Origin of the sequence: Nocardia thailandica NBRC 100428 (assembly GCF_000308795.1) — a bacterium.
GTDB classification, from domain to species: domain Bacteria; phylum Actinomycetota; class Actinomycetes; order Mycobacteriales; family Mycobacteriaceae; genus Nocardia; species Nocardia thailandica.
Window position 1 is genome coordinate 59,895 of sequence record NZ_BAGK01000113.1, and the last position, 19,072, is coordinate 78,966.

Consider the following 19,072-nt stretch of genomic DNA (forward strand, 5'->3'; position numbering starts at 1 on the left):
TCAGCGGTCGCGTTCGAGCGGGAAGCCGCCGTCGCGCCAGGCGGTGATGCCGCCGGCGAGGCTGTAGGCGTCGTATCCGGCCGCGCGCGCCCGCGCGGCGAACCGGCGCGACACCTCGCCGACCGGGCACACGAACACCACCGGGCGCGACCGGGGGAAGGGCATGCCCTCGGCCAGCAGGTCGTCGAGCTGGTCGTCGCGCAGGTTCAGCGCTCCCGGCACGTGCCCGATGCGGTAGGCCATGGCGCCGCGGGTGTCGACCACGACGGGCCTGCCCGCCCGGTCGAGTTCGGCCAGGTGGGCGGGTTCGAGTTCCGGTGCGGCCGGTGCGGTCTCGGGCGCGACGGCGGCGGCGCGGCCGAACAGGTCGGGCCGCCGCTGCCGCAGATACGACAGGTAGGGCTCGAGCCGGTCGCAGACCACCAGCACCGCAACCAGCGGCCTGCCCGGCACCGGTTCGGCCTTGCCGAGGACCTCGAGCGCGGCGGCGTACCCGGCGCCGCTGGTCGGGCCCGCGAGCAGCCCGTAGCCACGGACCAGCCCCAGGGTGGCCTCCACGGCGCGGGCCGAGTCCACGGTGACGATCTCGTCGTAGAACTCCGGCCGGAACAGGCCGACCTCCCACATCTCGCGCTCGGACCGGATGCCGGGCACGAAGTCGTCGCGGCCCGAGACCACGCCGATCGTGCGCAGCCCCGGATGGCGGGTGGCGAGGAAGGCCGCGGTGCCCCGGGTGGAGCCGGTCGTGCCGAGGCCGCCGATCAGGTAGTCGACGTGGCGGACGCCCGCCGCGGCGAGGTCGTCGTGGATCTCGCGGCCGGTGCCGTGGAAGTGGGCGTCGAGGTTCTTCTCGTTGGTGTACTGCGAGGGGTGGAACCAGCGGTCCGGCGCCTGGTCGACGGTCTGCTCGATGACCGCGCCGACGTCGTTGGGCGCGTGGGGGTCCGGGCACTCCGAGAGCCCCGGCAGCTCCACGATCTCGGTCCCGAGGGCCTGCAGCAGCTCGCGGACCTCGTCCACCCGGATGCGGTTGGTGACCGCGCGCAGCGGGATGCCGTAGAGGCCGCCGAGGACGCGCAGGGCCTTGGCGGTGTTGCCGCTGGAGGCCTCGATGAGCGAACGGCCCTCGGCGCGGAGGCGGTCGAGCTCCTCGCGCAGCATGCCCCAGGCGACGCGGTCCTTGACCGACCCGAAGGGGTTGTGCGACTCCAGTTTCGCGTACAGCTCGACGTGCGGCAGGCCGTGCACGTCCGGGTCGAGGCGCAGCAGCGGCGTGCCGCCGATGAGTTCGGTGATGTGCCGGTGGATCATCGCACCTCCGGTGGGCGGTGGTCGGCGTCCGCGGCGACGGTGTACCGGGTGCCGTGGTGGGTCACCGCGACCCGGGCGGGGGTGGGGTGCAGCGAGGCCGACGCGGCGGACAGGTCCATGTGGTAGGCGGCGGTGTTGGGGAAGGCGATCAGGTCCTCGGCCCGCGGCGGGCGGGGCAGGCGGACCCGGCGGACGGTGACCAGGTCGCGCTCGAGGCACAGCCGACCGGCGCAGTGCACCCCGACCGGGTCGCCGGGGCCCTCGCCGAGCAGGATCGGGTCGACCAGGACCTCCTGGCCCGCGGCGGTCACGGTGTCGCGGCTGAGGTCCACGTGGGCCAGGGTCACGCCGTCGGCGGTGTGCTTGACGAATTCGACCCGGGCGAGGGTGATCCCGGCGCCGTCCACCAGCGACTTGCCGGGTTCGAGCCAGAGCTCGAACTGGTTGTCGGTGAGGACCTGGGACAGGCTGCGGCCGCCCTGGCCCGGCAGCGGGGAGTCGAGCAGGGCGGTGAGCGCGGTGGCTGCGGGTTCCTGGTTGGCGTACTTGTGGAACACCGGCAGCCCGCGCACCGCCCCCGCCTCCACCTGCAGGCCGAAACCCGCGCCGCCCCACCCGAGGCCGGGGCCGTTGCCGAGCAGCCCGGCACGCAGGGCGTCGAGGTAGGCGTCGTAGGAGTCGGCGTCGGTGAACACCTGGCGCAGGCCGCCTCCCACGTCGAGCACCGTCGGGGCGAGATCGGCGGCGTAGGCGTATTCGAGCAGGTCGAGACAGTGCGCGGCCGCGCGGACCCGCTCGGCGGTGGCCGCGGTGTCGAGATGGAAGGAGAATCCGGCCAGCGCCAGACCGTGCCGGGCGACCCGGTCGACCGCCGCGCGCGCCGACGCCAGGTCGATGCCGAAGCGGCTCGTCGCGCTGCCCGGGAAACCCGAGACCCGCAGCAGCACCGGGGCCTCGGCGCCGAGCTCGGCCAGGGTGTCGAGCTCCCAGACGTTGTCGGCGTTGACGCACACTCCCGCCGCGACGGCCGCGCGCAGCGCGGGACGGCCCTTGGGCCCGGTCATCTCGATCCGCTCGGCGCCGAAGCCGGCCGCCAGGGCGGAGTCGAGTTCGGGGACGGAGGCGACGTCGACGGCGATGCCCGCGGCGGCGGCCTCGACGACGAACGCGCGCGACCGGTTCACCTTGTGCGCGTAGCAGATCCGGTGCGGGTGCGGGCGCGGCGCCAGCACCGCGCGCAGGGCGGCCAGGTTGGCCGCGAAGACCCGCGGGAAGACGACGTGGACCGGCGTGCCGAAGCGCGCGACGACCTCGGCCACCGCCGCCGGGTCGGCGAGGAAGGCGGCGACCTCCGGGGCCAGCCGGGCCGGGACCGCCGGTGGCGGGGCGCTCATCCCACCGGGGTGCCCGGCGCGGGGGCGGGGGCCTCCTCGACGGGGTTGTAGCCGCCGTCGCGCAGTGCCTCGAAGGCCCGGAACCGGTTGCGGGGGCTGCGGAACTGCGCGACCACCTGTTTGCTCGCGAGGTCGATGGAGGTCACCGGGATGTCCATGGCGGTGAGCACCGCGGTGATCGTGCGCACGCAGTGCGCGCAGCTCATGTCGGGCACGTAGAAGACCGGCCCGCCGGGCAGCTGCTCCTCCCCGGCGCCCGCGCCCGCCGGGACGGCCTCGACGTGCGCGACCACGCGGGCGAAGGTCTCCACGAAATGGTCGACGACGGCGCCGAGGACGTGGGCGTGCCCGCCGCCCGAGTGCTGCGGCGCCGCGGCGGGGCAGGACGGTCGGGTGCCGGGTTCCAGCAGCGCGTACTGGCGCGAGATCAGGTCGAGATCGTCGTGGTAGCGCGCGATCGCGGCCTCGGTGGACAGGCCCTCCTCGGTGGTGGCGCGCCGCATGACGCGGTGCGCGTCGGCGATGGTGGCCTCCTTCATCGCCCGCAGGGTGGCGGCGGTGTCGGCGGTGTAGCGCAGCGTGCCGTCGGGCAGGGCGCGCAGGCGGGCCGGGATCATGCCACGCCGGTAGGTGGAGGCCTGCAGCTCCCAGAACCAGCCCGTGGCCACGGCGGTGAAGATCCCCGAGTCGCGCAGCGCACGGGCGAACCCGGCCGGGTCGCGGTGGGGCGTGTCGGCCAGCAGCAGCGCGTGCTGGGCCAGGGCACGTCCGGCCGCCTCGATGCCGACCCGGAAGATCTGCCCGGGTTCGCGATCGGTCGTGGTGCCCTCGAGGACCGCGCGGTCGTCGGCGGTCACCGCCGCCGACCGCGCGGCCAGGGCGCCTGCGTCGAGCTCGGCCCACAGCCGCAGCACCGTCTCGCGCACGGCGAGCGGGATCACCGGCAGGTCGTCGCAGTGACCGGTGTTGGGAATGCCCGCGCTGTCGGTCCAGGTGATCCGGTGCGCGGCGGCGCGTACCTGGTCGGGGCGGCAGGGCCGCATGAAGCGTTCCAGGTACAGCCGCTGCGCCGTGGTGAGGTGGCCGCCCGGCTCCGGGATCACCGGCGTGCTGCGGTATTCCAGGCGCACCGGCGCCGGGGGCGCGACCGGGCCGAAGAGCCCGGGGCGGGCCAGGTCGGCGAGGACACGGGCGGCGGCACGACGGTCGTAGCGGGGTGGGTACATCGCTGCTCCTGGGTCGGCGGGACAGGGGGTCAGCGCAGCTGCGCCGCGATCCGGCGCAGACAGGTCAGGAATCGGTCGATCTCGTCGGGTGTGGTGTAGACGTGGGTGCTCACCCGGACCGAGCCCGCGGACTCGTCGGCGCCGGGCACGCAGTGTGCCCCGGTGCGGACCAGGAAGCCGTGTTCGGCGAGCACGAATCCCAGGTCGGTGGCGGTGATCCCGTCGAGGGTGAAGGAGACGATCCCGTAGCCGACCGCGCAGCCCGCGCCCGCGGGGCCGGGCAGGAAGCGCACGCCGGGGATCCGGCGCAGCCCCTCGATCAGGCGCAGGGTCAGGTCGCGGTTGTGCGCCGCGACGGCGGTGAGGTCGAGTTCGTCGAGCAGGTCGAGCGCCGGGGCCAGCGAGAGGATGCCGGGCACGTTGTAGGTGCCGCCCTCGAGCAGTTCGGGCATGCGGGTGCCGGTGTGCCCGCCGGGCAGGAACGGCCGCAGCGCGCCGTGCACGCGGCGTCGGCAGTACAGGACGCCGGTGCCGGGTGCGCCGAACATCTTGTGCCCGGCGAACACCGCGAAGTCGGCGCCGAGGGCGGTGACGTCGACCGGCAGGTGTCCGCCGCTCTGGCTGCAGTCGAAGCACAGCAGCACGCCCGGATCCAGCCGGCCGCGCAGTTCCTCGAGGGTGCTGAGCCCGCCGTAGACGTGGTGCAGGTGGCTCACGGTGATCAGGCGGGTGCGCGGGCCTGCCAGCTCGGCGATGTGGTCGGTGTCGGCCTCGCCCGCACCGGTGACCCGGTAGGGCCGCAGCGCGATCCGGCGCCCGAATCGGGCCAGGGTGTCGCGCAGGTGCTCCCAGGGCAGCACGTTGGCGGCGTGATCGGCCGGGCTGTAGAGGATCTCGTCGCCGTCGGCGAGCGCGGTCAGGCCCCAGGCGAGGGCGACCGCGTTGAGCGCGGCGGTCGCGCCGGCGGTGAAGACGATCTCGTCGGGATGCCCGGCGCCGACGAACGCGGCGGTCCGGCTGCGGATCGCGGCGATCCGGGCGCTGAGAGTCGTTGCCCAGGAGTAGGTTCCGCGGCCGGGGTTGGCGGTGTGCCTGCGGTGGTAGTCGGTGACGGCCGCGATGACGGTGTCGGGCTTCTGGGTGGTTGCGGCGCTGTCGAGGTAGACGACCGAGGGGTCGGCGAGCCCGGGGAACCGGTCGCGCACGGTGGCGGGGACGGCGGTCGGGACGTGCCGGGGCACGGCGGCCACGACGGCCGGGACGATCTCGGGCCGGACAGGGTGCACCTCGACGCTCCCTTCCCAGGCGGCGTGCGTGTCCTGTGCTCCACGATACGCACCGGGGAAGGCTTTGCCTCGCGGACAACGGTTTTCGCGTCCGCCGGGCGGGCCGGGTGGTGGCTACTCGTCGTCGAGACCCGCGGAGAGGTAGGCGGCGGCCACCAGCCACTGGCGGCAGCCGGGGCCGTGGCTGTCGTGGCCCCGCAGGATCTCCCTGGCCTGCCGGTAGGTGAGCCCGGCGGGCTCGTCGGTACACGAGCCGACCGCCGGCGTCAGCGCGGAGGAACCGGCCGGTGGCGAGGGTCGGAAGGAGGTGCTCATCGAGGCCGAGTCTACGGAGAATGCCCTTGCAGATGCAAGCACATCCGGACGTGTCGACGGGTCCGGGAGACCGGCGAGGACCATTGCGCGCCTTACGGATTCAGGGGACTGGACGTCACTTTCGTACAGGTCGGTCGGATGTAACCGGACGGACGAAACCGACCGGCGCGCATGTAACGAAAGCGTGTTAGGGTCCTGGCCGTCAGTGCAGATGCAAGAACGTTTGTGTGTGCATCTGCAGCATCCCCCGTGATCAACCCATGCCCGGAAGGGAAGTCGGATATGCCCGCAGTGCAGCGTGAACAGGACCCGCGCCAGGGTACTTACGCCTGGCGCAAGAGCACCTTCAGCAACCCCAGCGGAAACTGTGTCGAGGTGGCCCCGACCGGTGACGGCCGTGTCGCGGTGCGCAACTCGCGCGAACCCGAAGGATCGATCATCTACTACACACGCCCGGAGATCGATGCGTTTCTGCGCGGCGCGAAGGCCGGAGAGTTCGACTACCTGGTGGTCTGATCGGTAGGATCGGTGATCGGTACGGCGCGCGGCCCCGGCTGAGCGTCGGTGTGGTAGTTCCCCCGAACGCCGAAAGACGAGATGTCGATGATCGCTGAACCCGCCGATTACGGTCGCGCAGAGTCCCTCACCCCGGACCGCGGCCCTACCGTCCTGCGGATCGCACTGGGCGGACAGCTGCGCAAGCTACGTGAGGGCAAAGGCATCACCCGCGAGGCCGCGGGGGAACACATCCGTGGCTCGCACGCGAAGATCAGCCGGCTCGAGCTCGGTCGTACCGGGTTCAAGGAACGCGACATCCGCGATCTGCTCACCCTCTACGGGGTGATCGACGAGGCCGAGCGTGCCCAGTTCTTCGAGCTGGCACGCCAGGCCAACGAACCGGGATGGTGGCAGCGCTACAGCGATCTGCTGCCGAGCTGGTTCAGCACCTATCTCGGCCTGGAGCAGGCCGCCAGCCAGATCCGTACCTACGAGAACCAGCTGGTGCCCGGCCTGCTGCAGACCGACGCGTACGCCCACGCCATCATCGGCCTCGGCGGCGACAGCGCCGACACCGAACGGCGCGTGGAGATCCGCAGCCGCCGTCAGGAGATCCTGCACCGCGCGCAGCCGCCGGTGATCTGGGCCGTGATCGACGAAGCCGTGCTGCACCGCCCGGTCGGCGGCCCGGAGGTGCACAGCGAACAGCTCCAGCACCTGGTGAAGATGGCGCAGCTGCCGCACGTCACCATCCAGGTGCTGCCCTACACCGCGGGCGCGGTCGCCGCGGCGGGCAGCGCCTTCAGCATCCTGCGCTTCCCGGAGCCGCAGCTGCCCGACATCGTCTACCTCGAACAGCTCAGCAGCGCGCTCTACCTGGAGCGCCCGCAGGATCTGGCGCTGTACCTGTCGGTGATGGACCGCGTCAGCGTCCAGGCGCTGCGCCCCGACCAGTCGCGGGACCTGCTGACCCGCTACGCCGAACGGGCCTGAGCCCCGGCCGCGTGGTCGGCTCGGCACAGACGGCTACGGCGCCACCGGGTCACGGTGCGCCGTAGCGGGAACGGATCCGCGAGGGTCCCGGCGCTGCGCGGGGTGGGCGCTGCGTCTGCGGGCCGCCGCGGCGGTGATCAATATCGGATGCAGCCGGCCGCGATGCGCCAGAAGGTGTCGGGCGCGAGCGTCTGCAGATCCCAGTCGTCGGCCAGCTCGTGGGCCGTGGTGACGATGCGGTCGATGTCGAAGTCGTTGCGGGTCGCGGCGCCGGTGGATTCCACGGCGTCGATGACGAACGCGACGGCGGTTTCGCGCGAATAGCGCGTGGTGTGGTCGGTACCGAGCGGGTGGGTGCCCGTGGTGCGCTCGGCGAGACCGAGCCGGCCGGTGATCTGATTCATGTGAGTGCCCCTGACGTTAGGCAGTGGCAAACCCGTGGCAACTGTAGCCCCGGGTGTGCCGCTCGCGGCCTCCCCTGACTGTCCCCTGAATTGTGTTGCGGCCCCGAGTTTAGGACGGTCCACCTTTCAGATGCAAGCACATCTGCACGATCGATGTCGTCTCGATGCGCACGATTTCACGGCTTCGGGGTGGCGAATCCCGGGCCGTGCCAGCGTGTTTAGGGTATGCCGCAGAAAAGGGCGCCGTGACCGGCGGTAATGGGCGCGGAGTTACCCGCGGGCCGCCCGGCCGGGCGGGAGAGGGGCGTTTACCGCGCCGAATTGGCCTGCGCGGGTTAATTTCCGGCTATTTAACCGCGGCAACGGCCTCGGGAATCGGGACCGGCCCGTCGCGCAGTTCCAGCACGCGCTGAAAGGTGTTGCGCGCGGGCAGGATCGCCGCGACGACCGCGGCCACGTCCGCCCGCGTGACGTCCGAGCGCGGCACCGGCGGCGCCGCGAGCGTGACCCTGCTGTTGCCGTCGGCGTCGGTCAGCGCGCCGGGCCGCAGGATCGTCCAGTCGAGTGGACGCGCCCGCAGGTCGTCCTCGGCCTGGGTCTTGGCGTCGATGTAGGCCACCCACGACTCGTCGCGGCCCGGTGGCACCGGGCTGCCCGCGCCGACGGTGGAGATCTGCACGATACGCCGCACCCCGGCGCTCTGGGCGGCTTCGGCGAGCCGGATCGCGCCGTCGCGGTCGACGGTGTACTTGCGGGCCGCGCCGCTGCCCGGTCCCGCGCCCGCGGCGAAGACCACCGCGTCCGAGCCGGCGACCGCGGCGGCGAGATCGGCCGCCGACCCGTGTTCGAGGTCGTAGATCACCGGCACCGCGCCGGTGGCCTGCACGTCCGGCGCCTGGGCCGGGTCGCGGACGAGCGCGTGCACCTGATCGCCCGCGGCGGTGAGCAGGCGGGCGAGCCGGAGGGCGATCTTGCCGTGACCGCCTGCGACGACGATGCGCATGGGATGGGTCCTTCCTGCCGGGATGGCGGACTCAGCGTTCGGGGCCGCCGGGATTGCAGTTCGCCTGCACCGTGGCCTGGTAGCCGACATCGGGACGCCACGGTTCGAGATTCCAGCTCGGCTTGTCGGGCTGGACCATCCTGGCCCACACCCAGTGGCAGACGAACTGATCGCGCATCCCCGGAGTGTCGGCGCCGGGGTCACGGGCCAGGATCTCGCGCCAGGCGAGCTCGTCGGTGCCGGGAGCCTTGGTGTAGCGGCCCGCCTCGGTCGGGAAGACCTGGAGGCGGGGGCCGTCCTCGTTGGTGGTCCAGCTCAGGTGGTCGACGAGGGGGAGTCCGAGATAGGGATCAGGGGTGGTGGTGACCGGGGTGAGGGTCCGCGGTGCGAGGGTGACCGGCGGCCGGACGGTGGTCGGCGCCGGGCCGGTGGTGGTCGGAAGCGCGGGGGCCGCCGTGGGGGCGTCGTCCCCGGCGCAGGCGGTGAGCGCCAGCGCGGCCGCGGCGAGGGGGAGACACCGCAGGGCAACTCCGTGTCGCACGCCCTCGTCCCTTCCTCCGCCTGCGGGCCGATCCGGCCCGCAGCCGACCTTAGCCGCGCGCGGGCCCGGCCGCATCGGCGCCGGTCAGCGCCACAGCGACCGGCACGGCAGGCGGCGTAGCGCGGCGTCGACGAGGCCGTCGACGGTGACGTCGAGCCCGGCCGCGACCGCGGCGGAGGTGAACTCCCAGGCCTCGGCCGCGGTGGCCGCGTAGTGCAGCACCAGGTGTTCCTGCGCGGTGGTACCGGGGAACCGCACGGTGATGCGGCGGGTCGTCTGCTCGGGCAGGCCATGGGTGATCGGGGCGCTGGGGGCGGCTCCCTCGGTGAACAGCATGGTCTGCTCCTCTCGGCAGGCGTCGGCGTCGGCATCCCGCGTGCTCGACAGCCTAGGGACGACGCGACCGGTGCCGAGCCCGTTCGCGCGTGCGTGTGGACATGTCACAGCTGGTCGGAGCCGGTGCCGTGACGAGAACAAACCGTGCGGTCCGCGTGACCGGGAGGCCGCGACAAGCCGGTGACCCCCGGATCGTGTCCGCGCACGATCTCCGCGGGTCCTGTGGCACCCTACCCCGTCGCGCGCCGACGGGCGCGCACGGACCGCCGGGGTGTTGTTGCGAAACGGACGCGGTCGGCACACGACTCGGTCATAGCGGCCGAACGGGACGCGGCGGAGCCGTACCGTGACAGATCTGGCGCAGGTGCGCTCGGGGGCTTACCGCGGAACTCGAACTACCGCAGGCGACATCGCGTCGGGCTCCTGCTCGTTGTCACCCGAAGGCGTGTGCCATGACGTGTCTGCGTGTCCTCCTCTGTGCCCTGATCCTGCTGGTGCCCGCCGGCACCGCCGCCGCCCAGCCGCCGATCCCCCTGCCGGGTTCGCCCGGCTTCCTGCCCGAACTCCAGCAGTGGATCGACCAGGTGATCCCCGCCCCCGCGCCCACCCCCGCCGCCGCGCCCGCGGCGGGCCTCGCCGAACTCGACGACGCCGGGCTGGCCGCGCTGCGGGCGGCGGTGCTGCCCTCCCCGGTCGGTGACGCCTTCTTCGACGCCTGGCCCGACGGGCTCGACGACTACGCGCCGGGGGAGGTGATCGAGGTCCGCGACGTCACCGCGACCGCGGCGCCGCTGGTTCTGGTCCCGGTCGAGCGGGTGGTGCTGCTGAAATATCGCACGAGCGGCGCCTACGGCCAGCCGTCCTTCGCCACCGCGACCCTGGTCGTGCCCGCCACGGCCTGGACCGGCCCGGGCGACCGGCCCGTGGTGGTCGACAACCTGCCCATCGATGGGCTCGGCCGCACCTGCACGCCCGGCTACACCTTCGCCCACGGCCTGCACACCGACACGAGCCTGGCCGAGTTCTTTCCGCCGACAACGCAACTGGCCACCCTGCGCGGCTACGCCGTGCTGGTCCCGGACCACGAGGGCCCGTACATGGCCTACGCCGAACCGTACGTGGCCGGGCACGCCGTGCTCGACAGCATCCGCGCGGTCCGCGGCTTCGCGCCCCAGGAGTACGCGACGAGCCGCTTCGCCATGACCGGCTACTCCGGCGGGGCCATCGCCACCCACGGCGCGGTCAAGCTCATCGGTTCCTACGCCCCCGAACTCGCGGAGGTGATCGCGGGCGCGGCGCTGGGCGGCGTCCCGGCCGACTACGAGATCCTGAGCCGCAGCATGAACGCCAACCTCGCGTCGGGCATCTTCATGGCGGCCACCTTCGCCATCGGCCGCGAGCGCACCGAGATCCTGGCCGCGATGAACCACTTGGCCCAGTGGGTGGCCTCGCTGATGAAGGACGAGTGCGCCGACACCTTCGCGGTCCCCGGCGTGCTGCTGCTGCCGATCGACGTCGGGTCCAACATCGTCGATCCGCTGCGCTCCGAGCTCGCCGAACAGATCTACGACATCACCCGCATGCCCGGAATGGCCTCGGGCACACCGCTCTACATCTACAATGGCGCCCAGGAGTTCTGGATCCCGGCCGAGGGCGCACGGCGGCTCTACCAGGAGCAGTGCGGGCTGGGCGTCACGGCGGTGTACCGGGAGGTCCTGGGGGAGCATCTGATCGGCGCGGCCACGGGCTATCCGGGCGCGGTCGCCTGGCTCGACGAACGGCTGCGGGGCATCCCGGCCGCCGGTGAGTGCTGAGATGTTCACCCTCCGGCAACGCCCCCGGTGGTTACGCGGCGGCCGGGATTCATCGGCGGTTATGCGACGGCGTTAGCGTGGGTGGCACGCGGAAGGAGCGGCCCCATGGAGTTCCGGCACCTGGTCTCGTTCATCACCATTGCCGAAGAGTTGCATTTCGGTCGCGCAGCGCAGCGCCTCCATCTGACCCAACCCAGCCTGTCCGCCCAGCTGCAGAAGCTGGAACGATCCCTCGGCGTCCAGCTGGTCGCGCGCAACTCCCACGAGGTGCGCCTGACCCCGGCCGGCCGGGAGTTCGAGATCCAGGCCCGCCAGATCGTCGCCCAGCTCGACCGCGCGGCCCGCGCGGCCAAGGCGACGGCCGAGGGCAGGGCGGGCAGCCTCAACATCGGTTACAACCTGCCCGCCAGCAGGCACGTGCTGCCCGGCGCGCTGGCCAGGATGACCGAGCGGCATCCCGACATCATGGTGTCGCTGTGGGAGAAGCGCACCGGCCCCCAGCTGGCCGCGCTGACCGACGGATCCCTCGACCTGGCCCTGGTCTACGGGCACCCCAGCACCGCGCAGTTCCGGTACCGGCGGCTGCTGCACCGGGTGCCGCTGGTGGCGGTGGTCGGGCGCAGGCATCGCTGGGCCGATCGGCCCGGGGTCCCGTTCGCCGAGCTACAGGGGCAGGAGTGCGTGCTGTTCGACCGGGACCAGTGCCCGGCCATGTACGACACCCTGCTCCGCTCGGCGGCCGAGACCCGGATCGCCCTCAACGTCACCCACACCGCCGACGACCCGGGAGCGACCGCGCACATGGTGTCGGTGCGCTCCCTCGTCGGTTTCGCCTCGCTGCCGCGCGCCATTTCCATGGGAATGGGCGCGCCGGGGAGCAGTTCGGTCGCGGTGAAATTGTTCGATCCCGTCCCGGCACTGGATCTGCACGCGGTGTGGCGGGCGGAGGAAACGAATCCGGCGGTATCGCTGTTCCTCGACTGCATCGAATCCGACGAATCGGCACGACTCGATGATGCCCGGGCGCTGAGCGCCTGAAAAGGGCGATAGGCCAAATCATTCGCACGGTAGGAACCGGCTGCCGAGCCGGGTCCACAACGGTACGGCCGGACCAGAATTTCTCGGTGTGAACACGGTTTCAGCCACCGCCAACGGATTCGTCCCGACCGATACCGCGAGTTTGTACGAGATCGTCGCCGCCGCGGCCCGGCGGGAACCCGCCCGCCCGTCGCTGTGCGGCGCCGACGGCATCCAGCTCACCACCGGAGACCTCGACACGCGGGTGCGCGCCGTCGCCTCGGCCCTGCTCGCCGAGGGGGTGGCCGCGGGCGACCGGATCGCGGTGCTGGGGCGCACCGGCCTCGAATGGGCGATCCTCGACGTCGCGGCCCTGGCCGTCGGCGCCGTGCTCGTCCCGGTCTACCCGACCTCCTCGCCCGCCCAGATCGCCCACCTGATCAGCGACAGCGGCGCCGCCTTCGCCGCCGCCGAGACCGCCGAGGACGCGGCCCGCCTGCGCGCGGGCGGCGCCGGGGACGCCTGGCTGTTCGACCGCGTCGCCGAGTGGTCGGCCGGGCCGGTCGACCCCGCGCTCGACGCGCGGATCGCCGAGGTGGCCGCCGACGACCTGGCCATGATCGTCTACACCAGCGGCACGACGGGTCTGTCCAAGGGCTGCATGATCTCCCACCGCAACATGTACGTCACCGCGGCCAACACCGTCCGCCAGACCGGCACCGTCTTCGACGGGACCACGGTGCTGGCGCTGCCGCTGTCGCACGTGTTCGGCCAGACCATCCTGTTCGCCTGCCTCTACGGGGGTACCCGCACCCACCTGCTGCCCGGCGTCCCCGACCTGGTGCCCGCGCTGGCCCGGCTCCGGCCGACCTTCCTGCCGCTGATCCCGTACGCGCTGGAGAAGATCCGCAAGTACACCCGCACCCTCCTCGACGAGAAGGAGGAGGCCGAGGCGGTCACCCGCGGCTTCGACGTGCTGGCCGAGGACGGCGCGGTCCCGCAGGTCTCGACCCACCCGGTCGCCGGCGCCCTCGGCGGGCGGTTGCGCCATGTCATCTCCGGCGGCGCGTCGCTCGACGACACCACCGCCGCGTTCTACGCGGGCTTCGGCGTGGTCGTGCTCAACTGCTACGGCCTGACCGAGGCGGCCACGGCGGTCACCGTGAGCGCGCCGGAGACCAACCGCCTGGGCACCGTCGGCAGGCCGATCCCCGGCACCGAGGTCGGCATCGCGCCCGACGGCGAGGTGCTCGTGCGCGGCCCGCACGTCTCGCCCGGCTACTGGGGCGCGGCCGCCGACCAGCGCCCCGTCGACGAGCAGGGCTGGCTGCACACCGGCGACCTCGGCGAACTCGACGACGGCCACCTGCGGATCACCGGACGCAAGAAGGAGATCCTGGTCACCTCCGGCGGCAAGAACGTCGCGCCCACCCCGCTCGAGGACCGCGTCCGGCTGCACCCGCTGGTGAGCAACTGCATGGTCGTCGGTGACGACCGGCCCTTCGTCACCGCCCTGGTGACCCTCGACGCCGCCGCGGCGCGGCGGTGGCGCGCCGAGCACCCCGGCACCGACCCGGCCACCGCCGTGCAGGCCGCGATCGACGACGCGAATTCGCTGGTCTCGCGGGCGGAGTCCATTCGCGCATTCCGCATCGTGGACGGGGATTTCACCGTCGACACCGGCCTGCTGACCTCGTCGCTGAAACTGCGCCGGGCCGCGATCGCCGACGCCTATTCCGCCGATATCGAGCAGCTCTACCTTTCCCGCACGTGAATTCCGCGGCAATAGCCGCACCCTTGTTCCCGACGATAGCCGGGACCGATCGGCCGATGAAATGCGGTGCCACGCGGTGGTTGCCGAATTGACCCGGCGACAGACTCGAATTCGAAAATCCGACTACACGGAAGTGATCACACCATGTACGACGTCATCGTTGTCGGAACTCGTGTTTCCGGGGCGCCACTGGCGATGCTGCTGGCGCGGAAGGGATTTCGGGTGCTCGCGGTGGACCGCGCGAGCTTTCCCAGCGACACCCCCTCGACCCACTACGTCCACCAGGCCGGCCTGAGCCTGCTGAAGACCTGGGGCCTGCTCGACACGGTGATCGCGACCGGCGTGCCCGCGATCCGCCACCTCAACTTCACCTACACCGACATCGACATCCGCGGCATGGCCGACCCGTCGCCCGACGGCATCGACGCCGTGTACTGCCCCCGGCGCACCGTGCTGGACAAGATCCTGGTCGACGCCGCGGGCGACGCAGGCGCCGAGGTGATCGAGAACTTCACCGTCACCGGCCTGCTGCGCGACGGCGACGCCGTCACCGGTGTCCGCGGTCGCGTCGGCGAGGGCGCCGAGCAGGACTTCTCCGCGCGGCTGGTGGTCGGCGCCGACGGCGCGAACTCCCTGGTGGCCAAGGAGGTCGGTGCCCCGGTGTACGAGGGCTCGCCCGCGGGCTGCTTCATCTACTACTCCTACTTCGACGGCCTCGACATCGGCATGCACCACCGCACCGGGTTCGGGGAGCAGCAGTTCGCCAGCTGGCCGACCAACGACGGCCTCGCCCTGGTCGCGGTCATGCGCAGGCGCGACCGGTTCCGTGACTTCCGCACCGACCCGGACGCGGGCGTGCAGGAGATCTTCGACCAGATCGACCCCGAGATCGGCGCGCGCCTGCGCGAGGGCACCCGCGCCGAGCCGTGGCGCCCGATGCTCTACCCGGACAACTACCGCCGGCAGTCCTTCGGTCCGGGCTGGGCCCTGGTCGGCGACGCCGGCTACCACAAGGACCCGTTCACCGGCTGGGGCATCACCGACGCCTTCAAGTACGCCCAGCTGCTGGCCGACCTGGCCGGCGAGACCCTCGGCGGCGGACGGCCGTTCACCGAGACCCTGGCCGAGTACCAGCGCGAGCGCGACGCCCAGAGCGCCAGCACCTTCGAGCTCACCCAGAACATCGCCGATCTGAGCCTGAGCCCGTACTACGACTCGGTGTTCCGGGCGGCCAGCCGCAGCGAGCACTACTCCAAGAAGTTCTTCGGCCTCATCGCGGGCCTGTACCCGCCGGACAAGTTCTTCGGCGAGCAGGAACTCACCGAGCTCTACGAGGAGATCGACTTCCCGGTCGCCGACCGCCACCTCGTCAACGACGGGGTGCGGGCGTGATCACGGGCGGCCTGGTCGCGCTCGGCGACAGCTTCGTCGAGGGCCGGGGCGACCCGGCCCCGGCGGGCGGCTATCGCGGCTGGGTCTCCCGGTTGAGCGGCCAGCTCGGGCTGCGGCCCGCCGCGGTGCGCAACCTGGGCACCCACGGCGCGACCACGGCCGCGGTCCTGAACGGCCAGCTCGGGCGGGCCACGAGCGGCCGGGCCGCCCTCTACGGCGTGGTGGTCGGCGTCAACGACCTCGTCAGCGACTACGACCCCGTCCGCTTCGCCGACAACCTCGCCACCCTCTTCGGCACCCTCGCGCAGCAGCGGGCCACCGTGTTCACGGCAGGCTACCCCGACATCCCGGCCCGGCTGCCCGTGCCGGACGGCTTCCGGGCACTGCTGCGCGACCGGTTCGCCGAAGCCAACGACGTCCTGTCCCGGGTCAGCGCCGCCACCGGGACCCTGCTGCTCGACATCGACGCCCGCCCCGAATGGGAGCGGGCCGAGGTGTGGACCGCCGACGGTCTGCACCCGAGTCCTTTGGGCCACCGCCTGTTCGCCGCCGCCGCGGCCGAACTCATCGCGTCCACCACCGCCACCACGGTCGCCGCCTAGCGCGACCCGCCCCGGTTCGAGAGGAATTTCCGTGACGGACGACAGACGCCTGGCACGCGACCCGATCGCCATCGTCGGGATGTCGGGCCTGCTGCCCGACGCACGCAGTCACCGCGAGTACTGGCAGAACATCATCGACGGCGCCGACTGCACCACGGAGGTGCCCGAGTCACGCTGGAGCCTGACCGACCACTACGACCCCGATCCGGCCGTACCGGACAAGACCTACTCGAACCGGGGCGCCTTCCTCCCCGACATCGATTTCGACCCCCTGGAATTCGGGCTGCCGCCCAACCAGCTCGAGGTCACCTCGACGATGCAGACCCTGAGCCTCGGCGTGGCCCGCGACCTGCTCGCCGACGCCGGCGCCACCGGCTCGGCGTGGTACGACCCGACCCGCACCGGCGTCGTCCTCGGTACGACCGGTCCCGTGCCGCTCATGCACCCCCTGGCCGCGCGCCTGTCGACTCCCGTGCTCAAGGAGGCCGCGCGCTCGGTCGGGCTGACCGACGCCGACGCCGACGCCATCGCCGACCGGTTCGTCTCGGCGTTCGCGCCCTGGGAGGAGAACTCCTTCCCGGGCCTGCTGGCCAACGTGGTCGCGGGGCGGGTCGCCAACCGGCTCGGCCTCGGCGGGATGAACTGCACCGTCGACGCGGCCTGCGCGGCGTCGCTGGCCGCCATCCGCACCGCGATCGCCGAACTGCAGGACGGCCGCGCGGACATGATGATCACCGGCGGTGTCGACACCGAGAACACGATCTTCATCTACCTGTGCTTCAGCAAGGTCGGCGCGCTGTCGCCCACCGGCCGGATCAGCCCGTTCTCCGACCAGGCCAACGGCACGCTGCTCGGCGAGGGCATCACGATGCTGGCGCTGCGCCGCCTGGCCGACGCCCGCCGCGACGGCAACCGGATCTACGCCGTCATCCGCGGCCTCGGCTCCTCGAGCGACGGCCGCTCCAAGAGCATCTACGCCCCGCGCGCCGAAGGCCAGCGCATCGCGCTGGACCGCGCCTACGCCGACGCCGAGTGCTCGCCCGCGGGTGTGGAACTCATCGAGGCGCACGCCACCGGCACCGCGGTCGGCGACAAGACCGAGCTCACCGCGCTCAAGGGCCTGCTGGCAGAGGCCAGCGACGAGACCTCCTTCGCCGCCCTCGGCTCGGTCAAGTCCCAGATCGGGCACACCAAGGGCGCCGCGGGCACCGCGAGCGTGATGAAGCTGGCGCTCGCGCTGCACCAGAAGGTGCTGCCGGGCACGATCAACGTCGACGCGCCCAACGCCGAGATCGCCACCGACGGCGCCCCGTACTACGTCAACACCCGCACCCGGCCGTGGATCCTCGACCCCGAGCGGCCCGTGCGCCGCGCCGCCGCGTCGGCGATGGGCTTCGGCGGCACCAACTTCCACCTCGTCCTGGAAGAGGCCGACGGCGACCGCGACGCGGTCCGCCTGCTGCACCGGGTGCCCCGCGCGCACCTGTGGCACGCCCCCGACGTGGCCGGTCTCATCGACGTCGTGCGCAGCACCGAGCCCGGTGACGGCGGCGACATCCCCGAGCACCATGCCCGGGTCGGGTTCGTGTCCGTGGACGACGACGCCGCCGAGCACCTGCGCGAGCTCGTGGTCGACGAACTGGTCCGCGCCCCCGAGGCGACGGCCTGGGACCACCCCGAGGGCGTGTACTTCCGGGCAGGCGCGCTGCCGCGGCGCCGGATCGCGGCGCTGTTCGCCGGTCAGGGCAGCCAGTACGTCGACATGGGCGCCGACGCCGCCCTGAACAACCCGCCGGTCGGCGCCGCGTTCGACGCCGCCAACGCCGCCTTCGCGGGGGCGCCTCGGCGCCTCGGCGCGGTGGTGTTCCCGCCGCCCGCCTTCACCGACGAGGCCAGGGCCGAGCAGGAGAACACGCTGCGCCGCACCGAATTCGCGCAGCCTGCGATCGGCGCGCTGGCCGCCGGGCAGTTCCGGGTGCTGGCCGACTTCGGCCTGCGCCCCGCCGGGTTCCTCGGCCACAGCTTCGGTGAGCTCACCGCACTGTGGGCGGCGGGCGCGGTGAGCGGTCCGGACTTCCACCGGCTGGCGCGCGCCCGCGGCGCGGCCATGAGCGTGCCCGAGGACACCGACGCGGGCACCATGGTCGCCGTCGGCGCCGACCGCGAGTCGGTCGCCGCGCTGGTCGCCGACCTCGACGACGTGTGGATCTGCAACCACAACGCCCCCGACCAGGTGGTCGTCGGCGGCGGCCGCGCCGGGATCGCCCGCGTCGTCGCTCTCGGCGCGGAGAAGGGCTGGGCGACACGGGAACTCCCGGTGTCCGGCGCCTTCCACACCCCCTATGTCGCCCACGCGGTCGACACCTTCGCCGCCGCGGTGGCCGGGACGGTCATCGGCGCGCCGAGCGCCCCGGTCCACGCCAACACCGCGGGGTCGGTCTACAGCGACGACGTCGAAGGCAACCGCGCGACGCTGACCGCCCAGCTGAGCAACCCCGTCGAATTCGTCGACGGCCTGCGGGCGCTGGCCGCCGACGGGTGCACCGTCTTCGTCGAGTTCGGCCCCAAACAGGTGCTGACCTCGCTGGTGCGGCGCACCCTCGGTGACGACGTCATCGCGATCCCTACCGACTCCGGACCCATCGGCAACAGCGACGTCGCGCTCAAGCGGGCCGCGGTGCGCTTGGCGGTCCTCGGCTTCGACATCCGCGGCATCAACCGCTACGCCGCCGCGCCGTCCGTCGCCCCGGCCCGCAAGCCGGCGATGACGGTCACCCTGTCGGCGCCCGAATACGTGCCCGAGACCCGGCGCGCGGCCCACGCGGCCGCGCTCGCCGACGGCTACCGCGTGCACGCGCCCGAATCCGCGCCCACCGTGGGCACTCTCGTGGAGGAACCCGTGACCACGTCCGCTCGTCCCGCCGCCGGTGCGCCGGTTCCGCCCGCCGCCGCCGGCGCCACCACCGGGCTCGAGAACACCGCAGGGGCGGGCGCCGGTGCGCGCGTCCCCGCCGAGGGCACCCGGCCCGCCGGGACGTTCCACGGTGTCGGCGCCGCCGCGGTCTCGCCCGGAACCATCGCCGGTGCACCCGCGCAGTCGGCGGCGCCTCTGCCGGCCGCGCACGGTTCGGGCGTGGACGCGACGGGTGCCGGCAACGGCACGGTG

17 protein-coding genes are annotated in these 19,072 nt (G+C 72.7%); 8 read left to right on the top strand and 9 right to left on the bottom strand.

Translation table 11 applies throughout. From position 1 onward, the window contains the following. The 5 genes from ON36_RS11995 to ON36_RS12015 form a co-directional block, all read right to left on the bottom strand. Nucleotides 1-1,311 (bottom strand): pyridoxal-phosphate dependent enzyme, encoded by a 1,311-nt coding sequence (locus ON36_RS11995; protein ID WP_043651412.1) that lies wholly within the window; start codon nt 1,309-1,311, stop codon nt 1-3. After that, entirely contained in the window at nt 1,308-2,705 is a 1,398-nt protein-coding gene (locus ON36_RS12000; RefSeq protein WP_043651414.1) for a type III PLP-dependent enzyme domain-containing protein, read from the bottom strand. The genes ON36_RS11995 and ON36_RS12000 overlap by 4 nt, the downstream gene beginning before the upstream one ends. After that, nucleotides 2,702-3,931 (bottom strand): heavy-metal-associated domain-containing protein, encoded by a 1,230-nt coding sequence (locus tag ON36_RS12005; RefSeq protein WP_043651416.1) that lies wholly within the window; start codon nt 3,929-3,931, stop codon nt 2,702-2,704. Before ON36_RS12005 ends, ON36_RS12000 begins: the two co-directional genes overlap by 4 nt. Before the next feature lie 29 nt (nt 3,932-3,960). Next, the gene (locus ON36_RS12010; protein WP_083885080.1) at nt 3,961-5,217 is read right to left on the bottom strand and encodes an aminotransferase class V-fold PLP-dependent enzyme; all 1,257 of its coding nucleotides are present in this window, start codon (nt 5,215-5,217) and stop codon (nt 3,961-3,963) included. A 114-nt stretch (nt 5,218-5,331) separates the two neighbouring features. After that, nucleotides 5,332-5,532, bottom strand: a complete 201-nt coding sequence (locus tag ON36_RS12015; RefSeq protein WP_043651419.1) for a hypothetical protein — start codon at nt 5,530-5,532, stop codon at nt 5,332-5,334. 282 nt (nt 5,533-5,814) lie between these two features. On the opposite strand from ON36_RS12015, the gene ON36_RS12020 reads away from it, so the two are divergent. Both ON36_RS12020 and ON36_RS12025 read left to right on the top strand, forming a co-directional pair. Continuing rightward, entirely contained in the window at nt 5,815-6,048 is a 234-nt protein-coding gene (locus ON36_RS12020) for a DUF397 domain-containing protein (protein WP_052313897.1), read from the top strand. Nucleotides 6,049-6,135: 87 nt separating this feature from the next. Further along, a complete protein-coding gene (locus ON36_RS12025; protein ID WP_043651505.1) occupies nt 6,136-7,023 on the top strand; it encodes a Sco1979 family transcriptional regulator in 888 nt (295 codons plus the stop codon). A gap of 137 nt (nt 7,024-7,160) precedes the next feature. Here ON36_RS12025 and ON36_RS12030 read toward each other — a convergent pair whose 3' ends face one another. The 4 genes from ON36_RS12030 to ON36_RS12045 form a co-directional block, all read right to left on the bottom strand. Beyond that, nucleotides 7,161-7,427 carry a hypothetical protein gene (locus ON36_RS12030; protein WP_043651423.1) on the bottom strand — a complete coding sequence of 89 codons (267 nt, stop codon included), beginning with the start codon at nt 7,425-7,427 and terminating at the stop codon, nt 7,161-7,163. A 346-nt stretch (nt 7,428-7,773) separates the two neighbouring features. Then, complete coding sequence (locus ON36_RS12035) at nt 7,774-8,430, bottom strand: NAD(P)H-binding protein (protein ID WP_043651426.1); 657 nt, start codon at nt 8,428-8,430, stop codon at nt 7,774-7,776. Between the two features lie 31 nt (nt 8,431-8,461). Continuing rightward, a complete protein-coding gene (locus ON36_RS12040; RefSeq protein ID WP_043651428.1) occupies nt 8,462-8,971 on the bottom strand; it encodes a DUF2599 domain-containing protein in 510 nt (169 codons plus the stop codon). Between the two features lie 84 nt (nt 8,972-9,055). Continuing rightward, entirely contained in the window at nt 9,056-9,307 is a 252-nt protein-coding gene (locus ON36_RS12045) for a hypothetical protein (RefSeq protein ID WP_043651430.1), read from the bottom strand. 452 nt (nt 9,308-9,759) lie between these two features. On the opposite strand from ON36_RS12045, the gene ON36_RS12050 reads away from it, so the two are divergent. The 6 genes from ON36_RS12050 to ON36_RS12075 all read left to right on the top strand — a co-directional run. Further along, complete coding sequence (locus ON36_RS12050) at nt 9,760-11,121, top strand: lipase family protein (RefSeq protein WP_043651432.1); 1,362 nt, start codon at nt 9,760-9,762, stop codon at nt 11,119-11,121. A 105-nt stretch (nt 11,122-11,226) separates the two neighbouring features. Further along, complete coding sequence (locus tag ON36_RS12055; RefSeq protein WP_043651434.1) at nt 11,227-12,159, top strand: LysR family transcriptional regulator; 933 nt, start codon at nt 11,227-11,229, stop codon at nt 12,157-12,159. A gap of 88 nt (nt 12,160-12,247) precedes the next feature. Continuing rightward, the gene (locus ON36_RS12060) at nt 12,248-13,912 is read left to right on the top strand and encodes an AMP-dependent synthetase/ligase (protein ID WP_043651436.1); all 1,665 of its coding nucleotides are present in this window, start codon (nt 12,248-12,250) and stop codon (nt 13,910-13,912) included. A 144-nt stretch (nt 13,913-14,056) separates the two neighbouring features. Next, entirely contained in the window at nt 14,057-15,304 is a 1,248-nt protein-coding gene (locus ON36_RS12065) for an NAD(P)/FAD-dependent oxidoreductase (RefSeq protein WP_043651440.1), read from the top strand. Beyond that, nucleotides 15,301-15,906 carry an SGNH/GDSL hydrolase family protein gene (locus ON36_RS12070; protein WP_043651443.1) on the top strand — a complete coding sequence of 202 codons (606 nt, stop codon included), beginning with the start codon at nt 15,301-15,303 and terminating at the stop codon, nt 15,904-15,906. The genes ON36_RS12065 and ON36_RS12070 overlap by 4 nt, the downstream gene beginning before the upstream one ends. 31 nt (nt 15,907-15,937) lie before the next feature. Beyond that, nucleotides 15,938-19,072, top strand: a 3,135-nt coding sequence (locus tag ON36_RS12075) for a type I polyketide synthase (RefSeq protein ID WP_245558047.1), incomplete at its 3' end; no start/stop codon positions are given.